The 15,053-nt window shown below is 37.8% G+C and carries 18 protein-coding genes; 14 read left to right on the plus strand and 4 right to left on the minus strand.

Annotation, left to right across the window (positions count from 1 at the left end; genetic code table 11):
- The first annotated feature begins 41 nt into the window (after nt 1-41).
- The 4 genes from A3Q33_RS03395 to A3Q33_RS03410 all read left to right on the plus strand — a co-directional run bounded on the left by A3Q33_RS03395 (nt 42) and on the right by A3Q33_RS03410 (nt 2,500).
- Complete coding sequence (locus A3Q33_RS03395) at nt 42-1,163, plus strand: AI-2E family transporter (protein ID WP_081178714.1); 1,122 nt, start codon at nt 42-44, stop codon at nt 1,161-1,163.
- A gap of 280 nt (nt 1,164-1,443) precedes the next feature.
- Nucleotides 1,444-1,746, plus strand: a complete 303-nt coding sequence (locus tag A3Q33_RS03400; protein WP_081178715.1) for a DUF883 domain-containing protein — start codon at nt 1,444-1,446, stop codon at nt 1,744-1,746.
- Between the two features lie 26 nt (nt 1,747-1,772).
- Nucleotides 1,773-2,222, plus strand: a complete 450-nt coding sequence (locus A3Q33_RS03405; protein WP_081178716.1) for a hypothetical protein — start codon at nt 1,773-1,775, stop codon at nt 2,220-2,222.
- A complete protein-coding gene (locus A3Q33_RS03410) occupies nt 2,219-2,500 on the plus strand; it encodes a hypothetical protein (protein WP_081178717.1) in 282 nt (93 codons plus the stop codon). Before A3Q33_RS03405 ends, A3Q33_RS03410 begins: the two co-directional genes overlap by 4 nt.
- 348 nt (nt 2,501-2,848) lie before the next feature.
- On the opposite strand, the gene A3Q33_RS03415 is transcribed toward A3Q33_RS03410, so the two are convergent.
- On the minus strand, nt 2,849-3,229 hold the full coding sequence (locus A3Q33_RS03415) for a VOC family protein (protein WP_081178718.1): 381 nt from the start codon (nt 3,227-3,229) through the stop codon (nt 2,849-2,851).
- A gap of 455 nt (nt 3,230-3,684) precedes the next feature.
- On the opposite strand from A3Q33_RS03415, the gene A3Q33_RS03420 reads away from it, so the two are divergent.
- From A3Q33_RS03420 to A3Q33_RS03435, 4 genes are all read left to right on the plus strand, one after another.
- Nucleotides 3,685-5,166, plus strand: coding sequence for a dipeptidase (locus A3Q33_RS03420; RefSeq protein ID WP_081182251.1), 1,482 nt, complete (start codon nt 3,685-3,687; stop codon nt 5,164-5,166).
- A 166-nt stretch (nt 5,167-5,332) separates the two neighbouring features.
- Complete coding sequence (locus A3Q33_RS03425; protein WP_081178719.1) at nt 5,333-6,058, plus strand: SDR family NAD(P)-dependent oxidoreductase; 726 nt, start codon at nt 5,333-5,335, stop codon at nt 6,056-6,058.
- 22 nt (nt 6,059-6,080) lie between these two features.
- The gene (locus tag A3Q33_RS03430) at nt 6,081-6,935 is read left to right on the plus strand and encodes an amidohydrolase family protein (protein ID WP_081178720.1); all 855 of its coding nucleotides are present in this window, start codon (nt 6,081-6,083) and stop codon (nt 6,933-6,935) included.
- Between the two features lie 126 nt (nt 6,936-7,061).
- Nucleotides 7,062-7,520: an Lrp/AsnC family transcriptional regulator gene (locus A3Q33_RS03435; protein WP_081178721.1), complete on the plus strand. Its 459-nt coding sequence runs from the start codon at nt 7,062-7,064 to the stop codon at nt 7,518-7,520.
- 184 nt (nt 7,521-7,704) lie between these two features.
- Here A3Q33_RS03435 and A3Q33_RS03440 read toward each other — a convergent pair whose 3' ends face one another.
- A complete protein-coding gene (locus tag A3Q33_RS03440) occupies nt 7,705-8,889 on the minus strand; it encodes a mandelate racemase/muconate lactonizing enzyme family protein (protein ID WP_081178722.1) in 1,185 nt (394 codons plus the stop codon).
- A 63-nt stretch (nt 8,890-8,952) separates the two neighbouring features.
- On the minus strand, nt 8,953-9,723 hold the full coding sequence (locus tag A3Q33_RS03445) for a class II aldolase/adducin family protein (RefSeq protein WP_081182254.1): 771 nt from the start codon (nt 9,721-9,723) through the stop codon (nt 8,953-8,955).
- Nucleotides 9,724-9,844: 121 nt separating this feature from the next.
- Here A3Q33_RS03445 and A3Q33_RS03450 point away from each other — a divergent pair, with 121 nt between their 5' ends.
- Nucleotides 9,845-10,600, plus strand: a complete 756-nt coding sequence (locus A3Q33_RS03450; protein ID WP_081178723.1) for an NRDE family protein — start codon at nt 9,845-9,847, stop codon at nt 10,598-10,600.
- A 109-nt stretch (nt 10,601-10,709) separates the two neighbouring features.
- Here the strand turns inward: A3Q33_RS03450 and A3Q33_RS20560 are convergent, their stop codons facing one another.
- Nucleotides 10,710-10,883 carry a hypothetical protein gene (locus A3Q33_RS20560; protein ID WP_155866687.1) on the minus strand — a complete coding sequence of 58 codons (174 nt, stop codon included), beginning with the start codon at nt 10,881-10,883 and terminating at the stop codon, nt 10,710-10,712.
- A gap of 228 nt (nt 10,884-11,111) precedes the next feature.
- Here A3Q33_RS20560 and A3Q33_RS03455 point away from each other — a divergent pair, with 228 nt between their 5' ends.
- From A3Q33_RS03455 to A3Q33_RS03475, 5 genes are all read left to right on the plus strand, one after another.
- Nucleotides 11,112-12,338, plus strand: a complete 1,227-nt coding sequence (locus tag A3Q33_RS03455; RefSeq protein WP_081182257.1) for a threonine/serine exporter family protein — start codon at nt 11,112-11,114, stop codon at nt 12,336-12,338.
- A gap of 31 nt (nt 12,339-12,369) precedes the next feature.
- Nucleotides 12,370-12,981 carry a TetR/AcrR family transcriptional regulator gene (locus tag A3Q33_RS03460; protein WP_081178724.1) on the plus strand — a complete coding sequence of 204 codons (612 nt, stop codon included), beginning with the start codon at nt 12,370-12,372 and terminating at the stop codon, nt 12,979-12,981.
- A 46-nt stretch (nt 12,982-13,027) separates the two neighbouring features.
- The gene (locus tag A3Q33_RS03465; RefSeq protein ID WP_081178725.1) at nt 13,028-13,642 is read left to right on the plus strand and encodes a hypothetical protein; all 615 of its coding nucleotides are present in this window, start codon (nt 13,028-13,030) and stop codon (nt 13,640-13,642) included.
- 498 nt (nt 13,643-14,140) lie between these two features.
- Nucleotides 14,141-14,359, plus strand: a complete 219-nt coding sequence (locus A3Q33_RS03470; protein WP_081178726.1) for a hypothetical protein — start codon at nt 14,141-14,143, stop codon at nt 14,357-14,359.
- Nucleotides 14,360-14,384: 25 nt separating this feature from the next.
- A complete protein-coding gene (locus A3Q33_RS03475) occupies nt 14,385-14,636 on the plus strand; it encodes a hypothetical protein (protein WP_081178727.1) in 252 nt (83 codons plus the stop codon).
- Nucleotides 14,637-15,053 lie beyond the last annotated feature (417 nt).

Genomic DNA, 15,053 nt, shown 5'->3' on the forward strand with positions numbered 1-15,053 from the left:
CAATCTATTTTTATCACCTATTCCTAAAAGGATATTTTGTTGTGAGTTCAGCCATAAGCAATCATAAACCACTTAAGTGGTTATTAGCCCTTGCCGCCTTATATACGCTATATCTTGCCCAATCTTTGATTATACCTATTCTATTTTCTGGCTTTATTGCGCTATTATTGAGCCCGCCAGTTAAGTTATTAAAAACTTTCTATATACCACGCACTATTTCTTCATTCATTTTGTTGGCTCTGCTAGTAGCTCCGTTTACCTTTTTAGCTTCAGAGCTAATAGAACCAGCACAAAAATGGGCGCAATTGTTACCTAAGATTACAGTACAGCTGAATGAAAAGATTGATAATATTAGTGATGAATTTGCAATCCAAAAGCAGCAAGCAGAAGCAGAAGTTGCGGCTAAAAATAATAAAGACGAAGGTTTCAGTTTTTTTAGTTTATTTTCAAAGAAAAAGCCAGAACCAAAAAAATCAAACGAACTAGTCGAGAACACTGTAGAAAAGCATATAAAACAAGGGGGTATAGAGCTAATAATTACCGGACTAAGCAGCGCACCTATCTTTTTAGCCCAATGCTTCGGTTGCTTAATATTAATTCTTTTCTTACTAATCTACGGACCTTCTGTTTATATTGCAGCCAGAACTTTCCCTCATTTCGTCAATAAGAAAAAACTCGACTCTATTGTTTATGAAATACAAAAAGTTTTATCAAAGTATATTATCACGATCAGTGTTATTAACTTTATTCTCGGAGTTACAACGGCGATAGCATTTGCCATACTTGGTTTAGACGACCCTATTCTCTGGGGTGCATTGGTTGGCTTGCTTAATTTTGTGCCTTATATTGGCTCCGCTATTAGTATTGTAATTTTAACATTAGTGGGCTCAGTTCAGTTTGGTTTTACGCTATTTGCTATAGCACCTGCTAGTGCATTTTTATGTATTAATGTATTGGAGTCCCAATTGATGACCCCCATGGTATTGGGCACTAAAATGCAGTTGAATCCACTTGTCACTATTTTGTGGCTATTCTTTCTCGGTTGGCTTTGGGGAATGTTAGGTGTGCTGCTAGCGGTCCCAATTCTGGTTTGTATCAAACTAACACTCGAAAGACTTAATTTACTCTCCCACTGGGTAACTTTTATTGAAGCAAAAGCTTAACGTTGGCCGTTATTGCTCAGTAAATGATGATATTTTTAGTGCTTTAGTTGTCAACACCGGCCTATACCTTGTAAATAATCGACCTATGCATCAAACAATGTTGAAGGTAAGTAAAATTTTCATTCTTATGTGTCATTATTTCAATCTTTTAAAAATCAGAATTTCAACTCAACTTAAGCTATTGAATTTTAAAAGTTAAAATATATTTCAACTTTGGCTTAATGATTGCAACTCTTAAATCAAGTAACAAAAACTGTTATTCACAAAGGAGAAAATTCACATGGCTACTACAATCTCAAACAGCGATAAAAAATCACAATCTACTCACCCTTTATCTGATAAAGTGCAAAATACTCTACACGAGTCTGTTGATACTCTTGCGGAAAAAGCAGCTTCTACCGAAGATAGATTACGTAATGCGGCTCAATCGGGTAGCGAAAACTTTGCTGCTAAACAACAAGAAGTTCAGGCAAAATGGGCGCAATCTTCAGTTAAAAAATATGCTACTGAAAATCCAATCGCAACAGCAGGTATAGCGTTTGCTGCTGGTGTATTATTAACTAGCATTTTGAACAGAAAATAATAGCAACCGAATAGGAAGCGAATATAGTGTCTACAAGCGCAGACTCAGATAATCAGCCAAAGCACGAAAGTGCTGAGGCTGAAAGCTCACGCCTAATACAAGACCAACAGCGAGAAGCAGAAGCTTCATTTCATGCAACTTACTCAGCTATCACTAACCTTTTTAAAGTCAAACAAAAAAAGTATCAAAAGACCTATGAACTAGCGCTATGTGAAGGAAAGATATCCCTTCAAGCGATTGCTGTTTTTGGTATTTTAATGCTATTTACATTTGTTGTCGTTGCCGCCATCTGGTGCTTAGTGAACGTAGCTATAGTTATAGGTATCATGCAATTATCTTCATCATTTTGGCTGGGTTTGCTTGTGGCAACCGTTATTAATACCATACTAATTGCTTTTTGTTTCAGTTTAATGAAAAAAGTTAAACATCAAGTTGGGTTTAATCGTACCAAGCGCGTTATAAAAGGTGATACATGATATTTTCATTATTTAAAAAGGTCAAAAAAGCTGACCAATGTGAAGCCGACCTAAAACTTCTAGGCAAACTAGAAAAAGCGCAAAGTCTGCGCGCAAAAGAAAGGTCTATGGCGTTGATAACTTCGCCTAAAGGGTTAGCTACTATTTTCTCTGTAGGTTTAGCCCGAGGGTTTATTAACCCTAGCATTGCGAATCAACTTAAAAGCATGGCTATTATATTTGGTAAAACTAGTCTAGACGGATGGTTAACAGATGAAGAGATTCAAACGCCTGAATAGTTTATAGCTGTTTAGAGTGTTCGACTCAACCTACCTGCTTTATTAATGATGCGATTTATTTTTTATTCAAATACTGTATAACTATCAATGTGATTTTTTTAATAACGGATTACTCAGTCTTAAATTATCTAAAAGCTTTATTCAGTGCTGCGACAGTGTTTAAATAACGCAGTAATGGGTCATGCAAATCAGTAAATATGATCAGATAATTAGTGATAGTCATTTTCCCTGATTACCAATAAGTATAAGTTAAACCTTCATTAAATGAAAAAAGACGCTTTGAGCGTCTTTTTTTTATATTTAATATAGCTAAATCCTTAATTAGCTATATTAAATATGCGAAGTTTTTTAACCAACTCGATGAAGTGCACAAACTTTATTGCCCGAAGGATCACGTAAATAGGCAAGATATAACTTACCAGCGGGTGCTTCTCTTACACCTGGAGCATCTTCACAAGCAACACCACCATTAGCAACACCTGCTGCTTGCCAAGCATCTGCTTGCTCTGGAGAAGTAGCAGCGAAACCTATAGTACTGCCATTACCATTACATGCTTTTTCACCGTTAATTGGCTTACTTATTGAGAATATACCCGTATCAGTAAAGTAAAAACAACGGCCTTTTTCATCAATAACGCCCGGCTCGTGGCCTAGTTCCCCTAAAATAGCATCGTAAAATACCTTTGATGCGTTTACATCGTTAGCACCGACCATAATATGACTAAACATTTAATTATCCTTCTTTAGTTGAAAAAACAAAAAACATAACGATTCAAATTAGTTACTTTTATGTTGTCAAAAGCATTGCTCACTAGCATGCACGTAAAGTAACTAAAAACACAACAAGAATTTAGTATGAATTATTCCCCCCTTTAGTATGCATAATTAACTATATATTGTAATAGCCTAGCTACAACGCCAAACTTAGCATTAAGATCATTGATACGGTTAAACTAAAAGCAAATTAACTTTAGTGAACATTTATCCTATTATTTTGTCATACAAAAATATAAAAATTAATAGCGGTGAACTAAGTTTAGTGGTTTGCTGTTACATCAATTTTACATACGTTAAAATATCCTTGAAAACTTATTTACCACTGTCCACTGGAGCAACTTTTGTTTAAAAAATTTAGGTTTAAAAAATTTACGCTTTTAACTGTAACGCTTATAACGACTTCTCTTATGACGTTAACCTTGAGTTTATCCGTTCACGCAAAAAACACTCATGTAAGCAGTGTAGCGAAAACAACCGCTGACTATGCTGTAGCAACCTATCAAGAGGATATGGTTAATAGTCTTCGTGCGCTGATTAAACACAATACGGTAGCAAAAGAAGGGGTATCCGCTAACGATAATCCTGCCCATTTAGCCTTTAAAGCTGAGTTAAAATCACAAGCACAATCACTTGGATTAGATTATAGCGATGACGGTTATGTGGTGGTGATTGGTTTAGGTGACCAAAAAGAGCGCGTAGGTATTATTACGCATGGTGATGTGCAGCCCGTTAATCCTAAAAAATGGCAAAACTCTCCTTTTGAACTTGATACCACCACAGAGCCTGAGCGATTAATTGGCCGTGGTACTGAAGATGATAAGGGACCAATTTCAACTGCGCTATATGCCATGAAAGCGATTAAAGATCAAAAAATAGCACTAAAAAAACGTCTTGAGTTATACATTTACATGGCGGAAGAATCAGACTGGGAGCCATTAAAAACCTATATAAAAACCCATGACTTACCACAAACTAACATCACTATTGACGCTGAATACCCTGTTGTAACCGCAGAAAAAGGTTATGGCACGGTCAAGCTAGTTTTTAACAAACTGGAAAAACCAACTATTTCACCATATATCAGTGACTTCAGCGGAGGCTTCTTTGGTAGCCAAATCCCGGAAGATGCTACTGCAACCATCGAAAATGCCAATATTGTTTTGCTACAAAGATTAATGCGTAAAGCCCGCAGTTATCAAGGCGTAAGTTTTGATCTTGAATTAAAAGACAGTACGTTAACCATTAATGCCTTAGGAAAATCAGCGCACTCTTCAAAACCTGACGAAGGTGTTAATGCTATACCTTACTTAGCAGACTTATTGTCTAGCACGCGTTGGGAAAATAATGGCCCAGGTACTTTGGTTAACTTTATAAATGATAATATTGGCCTTGGGCTAGAAGGTAAAAAGTTTGGCAACATTGCATATCAAGATGACTTTATGGGTCCTATGACCTTCTCACCGACAGTCATAAAACAGCATGACAAAAGCATTGAACTGAACATTAATTTACGTCGCCCACAAGGTAAAAGCAAGCAGCAACTGAGCGAAGAAATTCACCAAACAGTGCAAAACTGGAACAACAAATTCGATGCAGATGTTAAAGAGTTAGAGCATTACATTGGTGACCCATTTGTGCAAAAAGATGCGCCACATATCGATACTTTGTTGGCCGTTTTCACTCACTTTACCGGTATTAAAGACGCTAAACCCGTTGCCATAGGTGGTGGAACAAATTCACGTTTATTACCAAATGCGGTGAGTTTTGGTCCATCGATGCCCAATACCAAATACACAGGGCATTCAGAGCATGAATTTATTACGATGGAACAGTTTGTTCTAAACTTAAAAATGTATACTGCAGTGTTGATTGAGTTAGCTCAAAAATAGCGGTCAATTCGAAGCTGTCAGCTTTGAGTAAAGCAATTGTTTGCGGCTTGCACCGTTGAGTTACTTTTTAACTCGGTCAAGTTCGCTGCGTTTTAAAAACTTAATAACTTGGTATTGAGTGCTTTTACGCGATATTATTTAATAAAATTATTGGTGTGTTTGTGCTATGAAAAAAGTTTGTGTGGTTACCGGTGGTAGTTCAGGTATTGGCTTAAGTATTGTTAAATTGTTTTTGGCGAAAAAATATCAAGTATTTAATTTAGATATTACCCCGTCAAACATTGGCGAATTTTGTCATTGTGATATTACCGATTTTAACGCGGTCAACCACATAATGAGTGATATCAGCAAACAAGGCCGAATTGACGTATTGGTATCTAACGCCGGCATACATTTTTCAGGCGCAATCGAAAATACAAGTGAAGCGGATTTAGATCGCGTATTTAATATCAACGTTAAAGGCGCCTATGCTGCGATTAAAGCGGTATTGCCGACCATGAAAACACAGCAAAACGGCGCGATAATATTAATGTCGTCTGATCAGGCACTTATAGCCAAACATAACTCTTTTGCTTACAACTTAAGTAAGGCAGCCCTCGCCTCAATGGCAAAAACTACCGCGCTTGATTACGCACAATTTAATATTCGTGCTAACGCCGTTTGCCCCGGCACTATAGAAACACCACTTTATCATCAAGCCATTAACAATTACTGTGAAAAGTCTGGTGCTAATAAAGCTGAGGTACATGCTGAAGAAGCAGCATTACAACCACTAGGACGACTTGGCCAAGCGGAAGAAGTAGCCGAATTAGTGTACTTTTTAGCTTCAGATAAAGCTAAATTTATCACCGGCAGTTTACAAGTTATCGACGGTGGTTATACCGCGCAATAGTGTTTTGACAATAGAAAAACGAATGAAAATAATCGACTCGCATCTACATTTATTTGATCTTAATAAAGGTAACTATCAATGGTTAAGGTTAGAGAGTCCGCCATTTTGGAAAGATAAACACCTGATAGCGAAAAACGTTGCTGAGCATGACCTAATACTCACCGCGCCATTAACGCTGGCAGGCTTTGTTCATATTGAAGCGGGTTTTGATAATCAGCAGCCTTGGCGTGAAATAGCTTGGTTGGAAAACACCTGCAACTTGCCATTTCGTAGTGTTGCCATGCTCGATATTACCTTACCAACATCTCTGTTTTTAGCGCAACTAAAAAGATTAATGCACTATAAAAGTGTGGTAGGGGTTCGCTTTATTTTAGATGATGATGCTTTAGCCATTCTTAACGATAAAAACAGCCAAGAAAACCTTGCCGCTTTGGCTGCAAACAAGCTCAGTTTTGAGCTACAAATGCCACTAGAAAATAGTCATGCTGTAGAGCGATTAATGAAAATATTATCAATCATACCCAGCTTAATAGTATGTATTAATCATGCTGGCTGGCCAATACAAGATAATCTACGATACGCTCATTGGTTAGATAATATTAAACGCTTAGCTAACAATGATAATGTCTTTATCAAATGCTCTGGCTTGGAAATGGCCGATAGAAATTACTCAACAGCTTGGCAGGAAAAAGTCATCCGTCGATGTATCGAAAGCTTTGGATTTTCGCGGGTAATGCTTGCCAGTAATTTTCCCTTAAGTTTATGGCACGCTAGCTATCAAGATACTTGGCTGGCCTACGCTGCACTGAACTACAACGATGAACAATTACAGCAACTCTGCTTTAGTAATGCGCAACGTTTTTATAAATTCCTTTAAGCTGACCCAAGCTTCTGTAAATAAAAACGCTTTGGCATAAAATATAACTCGCAATAATTGCAGGTTTATCGCAAAATAATTCCATATTAACTCTCAATTAAGTAAAACTATTTCGTTTTAGCGCTTATGGATGCATTCGATAAAAAAATACTCAACATATTACAACATGACTGCACCGCCTCGGTAAGTGATGTTGCCAGCCAAGTGGGTCTGTCAACAACGCCATGCTGGCGACGTATTCAAGCAATGGAAAAATCTGGCATTATTAAAGGCCGAGTTGCATTGGCCGACCCTGAACAACTGAATGTTGGTTTAACCGTATTCGTTACGATTAAAACCAATCAGCACAACCCAGATTGGCTGAGTGAGTTTAGAAAAGTCGCTGTAGATTTCCCCGAAATTTTAGAGTTTTATCGCATGAGCGGCGAAGTAGATTATTTACTACGCGTTGTGGTACCAGACATGAAAGCTTATGACGGTTTTTATCAGCGCTTAATTACCCGCGCAAGCTTTGCTGATATTAGCTCGAGCTTTGCAATGGAAGAAATAAAATACACCACCGCTCTACCCATTGATTACATTTAGCTAAAGTGTCGGTTAGTAACCGTTTTATCCGGTAAAAAAAGCATACTCGACTAACTGATTCACATTGACGAGCCTATTCACACTTCAAGCCAAACATTAAAAAAGGTAGCTAAGCTACCTTTTCAAAAACTAAAATATATTAACTGAATGCTGACAGCTTAAAACTGATAGCTGCCCCACTCTATTACTTCAAAGCATTTACCGTAGCATGAGGCGAGCGTTTAACCACTTCGTCATTCAATTCAATACCAATACCCGGTGTTTCTGATACTTCAAAAAAGCCATTTACCGGTTGAGGGTCTTGTATACATAACTCGCGATTCCAGTCTTTAATCGCATAAGTATGATGCTCATGAATTAAAAAGTTCGGAATGGCGGTTTCAAGATGCAAAGATGCTGCTGTTGCTACTGGGCCGCCACATACGTGTGCTTGAATTCGAATGTCGTAAACATCGGCATAGTCACATACTTTTTTAGCTTCGGTAAATCCACCACATAAGCCAATATCCGGTTGTAATACATCGATACTTTGATCTTCAAAGTAAGGCCTTACGTCCCAGCGGTGATATAAACGTTCGCCACCAGCAATCGGCACATTAACATTATCAGAAACTTTTTTATGTACGGCAGAGTTCAAGTAATTAACCGGTTCTTCATAGAACATACAGCCAACCTCTTCAACAATTCGACCCATTTGAATCGCCGATGCTGCACCCATCAATGAATGCGATTCAAAAATAATGTCAACATCTTCACCAACTGCATCACGAATAGCGCGCAAGCGATTGCCAAATAAACGCATTTGTTTCGGGGTAAATAGTTTAGTGCGATCAAAGGAAGAACTGCCATCGTGGTTATAAACAATAGGGTCAACTTTTACCGCGTCATAGCCTTGAGCGACAGCTTTCAAAGCGGCTTCGGCATATTGTGCCGGTTCAATCAGTTTATTGATTTTTTCATCCCAATCAAACTGCAATTGGCTAGCATAGGTACGCAATTTACCATTAGTTTTACCGCCTAATAATTGATAAACCGGTAAACCTAACGCTTTACCTTTTATATCCCACAACGCAGTATCGATTGCGCTCATGGCAGAATACAATACAGGTCCGCCGCCTAATCCCCAAAAACTTTCTCGCAACATACGCGACCACAACAATTCAGTATTAAAAGGGTTAAAACCGATTAATACCGCTTCAGTAATTTCTTTCAGCATTGCCGCTGCAGCGCTGTGCCCCCAGTCGTAAGCTAAGCCAGCTTCACCAACGCCGGTTATACCTTCATCGGTATGTACACGAATAAATACCGGGTTCCACCCCGGACGTTTAGGACATTCAATATCAAAGATTTCTACATGAGTTACTTTCATTATGCTCTCTTTACATTTTTTTTTAATATACTTAAAAGTGGCTACACCAAAAATTGTTGGTGGTTATAGCGCGAAACTTGGATCTTCTTTATAAACACGTCTTAACATGGCCGGCCATGCTTTTTGCCCACCGGTTAGCCCAGTATGGACAATATTTGCCTGCGCTTTAATGCCGTCAACAATGCTTTGATCAACCAATATTGGTTTCATACCCGTTGACATCACTTGTACTTGAATTTCACAAGCACGGATCAAGTCATACATATGCATAAATGCATCACCGATGGTTTTACCCATGGTTAATGCGCCATGATTACGCAGCAACATAAAGTTTGTATCACCTAAGTCTTGCTGAATACGTAACTTCTCATCAACATTGACAGCTAGGCCTTCATAGTCGTGATAGCTTAACGAGGCTAATGCGAACATTGAATACTGGCTAATAGGCAATAAGCCTTCTTGCAAACTTGCTATGGCTATTGCTTCATTACTGTGAACATGCAGCGCACAAATATCGTCATGACGAACTTCATGAATTGCGCTATGAATGGTAAAACCTGCTGGGTTGAATTCAAATGGACAATCGGCATCGACAATCTTTCCTGCCATATCGACTTTAACTAAATTAGAGGCGGTTATTTCATCAAATCGTAGCCCGAATGCATTAATCAACACATGTTCTGTCTCTGGAATACGCACTGATACATGGGTATAAATTAAGTCATCCCAACCATGCAGCGCAATCAGTCGATAGCAGGCAGCTAAGTCTACTCTGAGCTGCCACTCTTGCGCTGATACTTTATTTTTTAAATCAATTACTGGAAGTGCTAACATCAGCATTTAGTACCTTTTTCTTGAAACATAATTTAAGAGCTTTATATGCTACAAACCTTATCCTATGATGGCATAGAGTGAAAGCACCAGATATTATTACATAGAACAAAACAGGTGAATTATGTGCATTTTGTTTATTGCTGTTGAACAGCACCCTGAGTACCCTATTATTATTTGTGCTAATCGTGATGAATTTCATCCTCGCCCGACACGAAATATGCATTGGTGGCCAGAAAAAAATATATTAGCCGGTAAAGATATGCAAGCTGGAGGCACTTGGCTTGGCTTAAACACTGAAGGATGCTTTTCCGCGTTAACTAACTTTCGTCGACCCGCCGCATTTGATAAAAATAAACGTTCTCGTGGTGATTTAGTCTTGCAGGCATTGACAGATAATCGCCACAAAACACAGCAACATTTGCTCCAAGATTCACGCCAGTACAACGATTTTAATTTAGTTTTTGGCCCACTAAATAACTTACAAGCCTTTGATAGTGTGAATAAGCAATTTGTCAGCCTTACCCCCGGTTTTCACAGCGTATGTAATGGCGCACTAGATGATATTTGGCCTAAAATGGCCTTAGGTGTAACCGCCTTAGAAAACTTAATTACGACTAATAATGTAAATATTGAAGCATTTTTTTCTATCATGATGAATCAAACACTCGCTCAAGAAAAACAATTACCTCTTACTGGTATAAGCACAGAACTAGAATTGTTACTCAGCAGTATATTTATTGTTTCGCCAGATTATGGCACGCGTTCAACCGCTGTAATTTTGCAATCTAAGGCTGGCAATGTAGAAGTGTATGAACGCAATTATAGTAAAACGGGTGAGGTCATTGATAAAAATAAATTTGATATTAAGCCGCGCTAAAAAAGCTAACCTGAATATTTGATCATCTTTATGGTTAATTCACAACTAACCTTCGCCCCTGTATGAAGGTCGCTGTTTGGCTTCAATAGCTATATTAAAATGTAGATAATTACATCATTTGACGAATGATAGCGCCAATAATCGCGATAAAAACCACTACCCATAATATTTTAGAATATTTTTGTTGCTGCTCTGCTTCCATGGGCTTGCCGTAGCGTTCCCCGATAATGACCATGAGTGCAACGGCGGCAAATACACAAAATAAAATAATCAATAAAGTCATTGGGCATACTATCCTATTGGGGCAATTTTATTAGCGACTGTTAAGTTTTGAGAAAAAACAATCACGGAAGTTGAAGTATCATACCGAGATTAATGCTATCTGCAAACTTTCGTAAACAATAGTAAAGTAGCTTTAGAAAACAAATTCATTCAGAACAGACATCTATGCTTTCATTTTAAAATTAATCATTTACCATATACAACTCTCTAAAATTTGAATAAATTTGCCATGGCTGATACTGATAACTTCACCGATAAACGTCGCTTTATAATTCGCTTGGGCAAAGCCTTACATAAATTTGGCACGCCTGCTTATCGATTAGAAGCTCATTTAACTGATGTTTCGAATAGCTTAAATGTATTTGGCTCTTTTGTTATTACTCCGACATCGTTAACTTTTGTTTTATCAGAAGATGACGAAAATCAGGACTACAACCATATTCTTCGCGTTGCCCCAGGCGAGCTCGACTTGGGTTCATTGGCACGTGCCGACGAATTAGTTGATGAACTAACCTCTGGTCAACGCACACTAGCTGAATCTATTGAACGCCTAGACGAAATCGCAAATAAGCCTAACCCTTATGGTCGTTTTTTAACCTTTCTTGCTTTTGGCGCATCGAGTGGTGCTTTTGCCATGTTAATGCACACCAGTTGGAATGACGTGTTTTGGTCTAGCTTGTTAGGCTTAGTTGTTTGCTTATTTACTTTTTGGGCCGAACGATCACGCCGTGTAACGGATATGTTAGAGCCTATTGCCGCAATGACAACCGCTATTTTAGCAACGGCTATTGCCTTAGTTGATCCCAGTATAAATATCCCGCTAGTGGTTTTATCGAGTATTATCGCGTTTATTCCAGGCTTGTCGTTGACCTTGGCACTCTCAGAGCTTGCCGCTCGTAATTTAATATCAGGGACGGCAAGATTGATGGACGCCTTGATGATCTTGTTTAAAATTTACTTTGGTGGTGTTCTAGGTATCGCTTTAGGAAAAATGATATGGGGAGAAGTCGCTTTTATTCAACCTCCAAGCACCCCTAATTGGACCTCTTGGGCGGCAGTTACGACTCTATCAATTAGTTTAGTTATTTTATTTAAATGTCGAAAAAAAGATGCCCCATGGGGAATAATTTCAGGTTATGTCGCCTTTGGCGCGAGCATAATTGGTGCTGAATATTTAGGTGTTGCCCTTGGGGCTTTTGTTGGCGCTTTTGCTTTAGGTATATACAGTAGTATTTTTTCACGCATCATGAACCTACCCTCCAGTATTGTTAAATTGATGGGGCTTGTTGTACTGGTGCCGGGTAGTAAAGTGTATATTGGTTTAAGCAATGCGGTTTCGGGACAAAACATGTTGAACGCCACCGACATAGGTTCACAAACATTTCTAATTTTTATGTCTTTAGTCGCTGGATTAATATTTGCTAATGTCGCCTTTCCATCGAGAAAAATACTTTGACGAACCGCAATATAAATAGGCTGCTAAACTTATGGTGACCAAAACAAAATACCACCACGGTGATTTACGAAAATCGCTGGTCAGTACGGCAACCGACATGGTGACTGACGGCGGTATTGAAGGCTTGTCGTTAAGAAAACTTGCTGAGCGTATTGGCGTTTCACGCACAGCAGCTTATCATCACTTTACCGACAAAAATGATTTACTATGTGCCATTGCTGAGCAAGGTTTTGAACAGTGGCATCAGCGCGTTAGTGATATTTTTTCTGAAGATAAGCTGTCTAATGAAGAAAAGTATCGCAACTTTGTTCATGCTTATATCGGTTTTGCAACGAAGAACCCTTCGTTATACGAATTGATGTTTGGCCGTATTATTTGGAAAGAAAATAATAGCACTGAAGCATTAAAGAAAATTGCCTATGCAAGCTTCAACTACCAAGTTGAAATGACAAAGTTATGGCAAGAACAAGGTATTATTATACCTGATGAAAACTCTCTAAGATTGGCTCAAGTTACTTGGGCAACCCTGCATGGTATAGCGCGTTTAGTTATTGATGGTATATATGCGCAAGAAAACCAAATTGATGAAATGTGTGAGTGCGCAGTGAATGTGTTTCTCGCTAGTACGCATAATACCCATTGAAATAATGAATTAGCCTAACGAAGGCAAAATATAAGGTGATTTATTTATGACTACCGCTAACAATCAAACTAAATTAGCTCAATTTGACGAGTTTTTTTCCATAAACTATGACTTTCATATTAACGCGAGCGTTATCGAGTTAGCACAATTACCGTCTTATCAGCAGTTTATTGAAAACATGCCGGCACCATTTAAAATAGCATCCGAAGTAAATTCAATCGATCAAAATGCCCTACGGCCGCTGCAAGCTGCTGCTGGTGTTGCTAGCCAATTAATGGAACACCTTAATCTTCAAGCGAAAAAAATGGACTTACTCGTTGGCTATATTCTGAGTCAACAAAATGAAGCCAGCATGCGATTTCAAGCCGTTAAATTTGGTGGTGGAGGCATTATTTTTAAAGCCAAAGATCCAACAACTTTTATCACAAGTGATTTTATTGAATTAAAGTTGTTTTTTTCCGATGAGAATACGGCCCTTTACTGTATTGGCGAAATCGTCAACAGTGAATTAGTTGACGGCGAAAGCCAGCATAAAGTAATTTTTCATCATATTCGTGAAGAAGATCAAGAAACACTGGTGCGTAATAGTTTGCATCAGCAATCAAAACAGCTTCAAGCCTTAGCTCAGCAGCGCAATCAAGCTAAGAATACAGAAGTGTAAACTCTAGAATAAGAATTACTTCTCGTTTACTGTAGCCGTTTACAGTAGGCGTTTACAGTAGCCGTTAAATTAAGCTTAAATATAATGCAGTAAAGTGCCTATAGACTAACAAAAACGACAATCTACGGCACTTTTACGGGCTTTATAGAGTTAAAATTGATTCAAACAATATTTATTTAAAATAAAAGTAATACAAAGCCTACTATCAACACTTTCATACCTTGCTTGTCTTTATAATCACACATTGTAGAACCACCTTTATTTACACCAAAAAACACAGCTCAACACATTGTTTTATATGTAATTATTTTAAAATCATTCATTCTCGCATTACTTTATATCTGTTAATAATCACTTTATTTTATGCAATTTAGCGCTTAGATTTATTTGATTAAAAATTTTGATTAATAACAGCAAAATATTTCACTTTTCTATTTCCAATTATCGGCACATTATCTAGTGGAAAATCCAAATATGATGTTTTTATAAGGTAAAGAAATGAACATTGATACATATTCAGACACTGATATTGATGAAGATTCAAATTTTGATACTGGTATTGCTGGTTTTGAAATTGCCTATGGTTCCGCCAATAAAAAAGCAATTAGAAAGACAACGAAACAAACATATCAAATCAGACAACGTTTAGATTCATTAAACGAAAAAAAATTTCTTGATAGACAACTTAATTCATTAAGTGACTATTGGGACATGTAATAGCGATATATTAACGAGATTCAATATGAAAAAATTTATTTTAGCATTGGCTGTAGTGGCACTAACGTCAAATACAGCGTTTGGTCAAGACGATGCACCAGAATTAATGGCAGCATCGCCTGAGTATGTTTTAAGCCTTCTAGCCCAGTGTAAAAACGATGCTGCGGAAGATGAAATTTCAACGTCAGAAATGAATAGTTACTTATTAACTTGTATCAATGACGAGTTAGAAGCTAGCTTTTATGAGCCAATAAAAGTTCTGCCAAAAGCAGAATAAGTTTATTTAGTCATTTAACGCTAAGTCACTCAAATTATTTAACTCATTTAATAAAGTGTGTTACTTAATTTGAGTTCACTTATTTTTTAATGCACAACAAATTAACGGCTAAATCATCACTACTATTCCCATTGTTCACTGTCGTAATTCAATGGATATAATACCAATCTCATTTAATATCTGAACATTCCTACTGCTTAAAACGACCCTCAGCTGCGTTATACCAATTGAAATAAATAATCGATCATTTTAAGGCGGTTTAAATCGTCAATAACTGCGTTGTTTTCAATCACACACGCCCGCTATTACTCGACAATTGCTCCTGCATTGTTCTACTTACGGGCATCCATGCCCTAATCAATCAAACGCCTTGCCTGCAGGGATAATGGTACTTATGTTTAGTCTGGAACAATAAAC

Source organism: Colwellia sp. PAMC 21821 (assembly GCF_002077175.1).
Classification (GTDB): domain Bacteria; phylum Pseudomonadota; class Gammaproteobacteria; order Enterobacterales; family Alteromonadaceae; genus Cognaticolwellia.

Coding starts and splice junctions, on each gene's coding strand:
- A3Q33_RS03475 (WP_081178727.1), top strand. CDS start 14,385: ATGAAAAAATTTATTTTAGCATTGGCTGTAGTGGCACTAACGTCAAAT.
- A3Q33_RS03420 (WP_081182251.1), top strand. CDS start 3,685: ATGACGTTAACCTTGAGTTTATCCGTTCACGCAAAAAACACTCATGTA.
- A3Q33_RS03410 (WP_081178717.1), top strand. CDS start 2,219: ATGATATTTTCATTATTTAAAAAGGTCAAAAAAGCTGACCAATGTGAA.
- A3Q33_RS03460 (WP_081178724.1), top strand. CDS start 12,370: ATGGTGACCAAAACAAAATACCACCACGGTGATTTACGAAAATCGCTG.
- A3Q33_RS03430 (WP_081178720.1), top strand. CDS start 6,081: ATGAAAATAATCGACTCGCATCTACATTTATTTGATCTTAATAAAGGT.
- A3Q33_RS03440 (WP_081178722.1), bottom strand. CDS start 8,889: ATGAAAGTAACTCATGTAGAAATCTTTGATATTGAATGTCCTAAACGT.
- A3Q33_RS03400 (WP_081178715.1), top strand. CDS start 1,444: ATGGCTACTACAATCTCAAACAGCGATAAAAAATCACAATCTACTCAC.
- A3Q33_RS20560 (WP_155866687.1), bottom strand. CDS start 10,883: ATGACTTTATTGATTATTTTATTTTGTGTATTTGCCGCCGTTGCACTC.
- A3Q33_RS03450 (WP_081178723.1), top strand. CDS start 9,845: ATGTGCATTTTGTTTATTGCTGTTGAACAGCACCCTGAGTACCCTATT.
- A3Q33_RS03470 (WP_081178726.1), top strand. CDS start 14,141: ATGAACATTGATACATATTCAGACACTGATATTGATGAAGATTCAAAT.
- A3Q33_RS03455 (WP_081182257.1), top strand. CDS start 11,112: ATGGCTGATACTGATAACTTCACCGATAAACGTCGCTTTATAATTCGC.
- A3Q33_RS03415 (WP_081178718.1), bottom strand. CDS start 3,229: ATGTTTAGTCATATTATGGTCGGTGCTAACGATGTAAACGCATCAAAG.
- A3Q33_RS03445 (WP_081182254.1), bottom strand. CDS start 9,723: ATGTTAGCACTTCCAGTAATTGATTTAAAAAATAAAGTATCAGCGCAA.
- A3Q33_RS03465 (WP_081178725.1), top strand. CDS start 13,028: ATGACTACCGCTAACAATCAAACTAAATTAGCTCAATTTGACGAGTTT.
- A3Q33_RS03425 (WP_081178719.1), top strand. CDS start 5,333: ATGAAAAAAGTTTGTGTGGTTACCGGTGGTAGTTCAGGTATTGGCTTA.
- A3Q33_RS03435 (WP_081178721.1), top strand. CDS start 7,062: ATGGATGCATTCGATAAAAAAATACTCAACATATTACAACATGACTGC.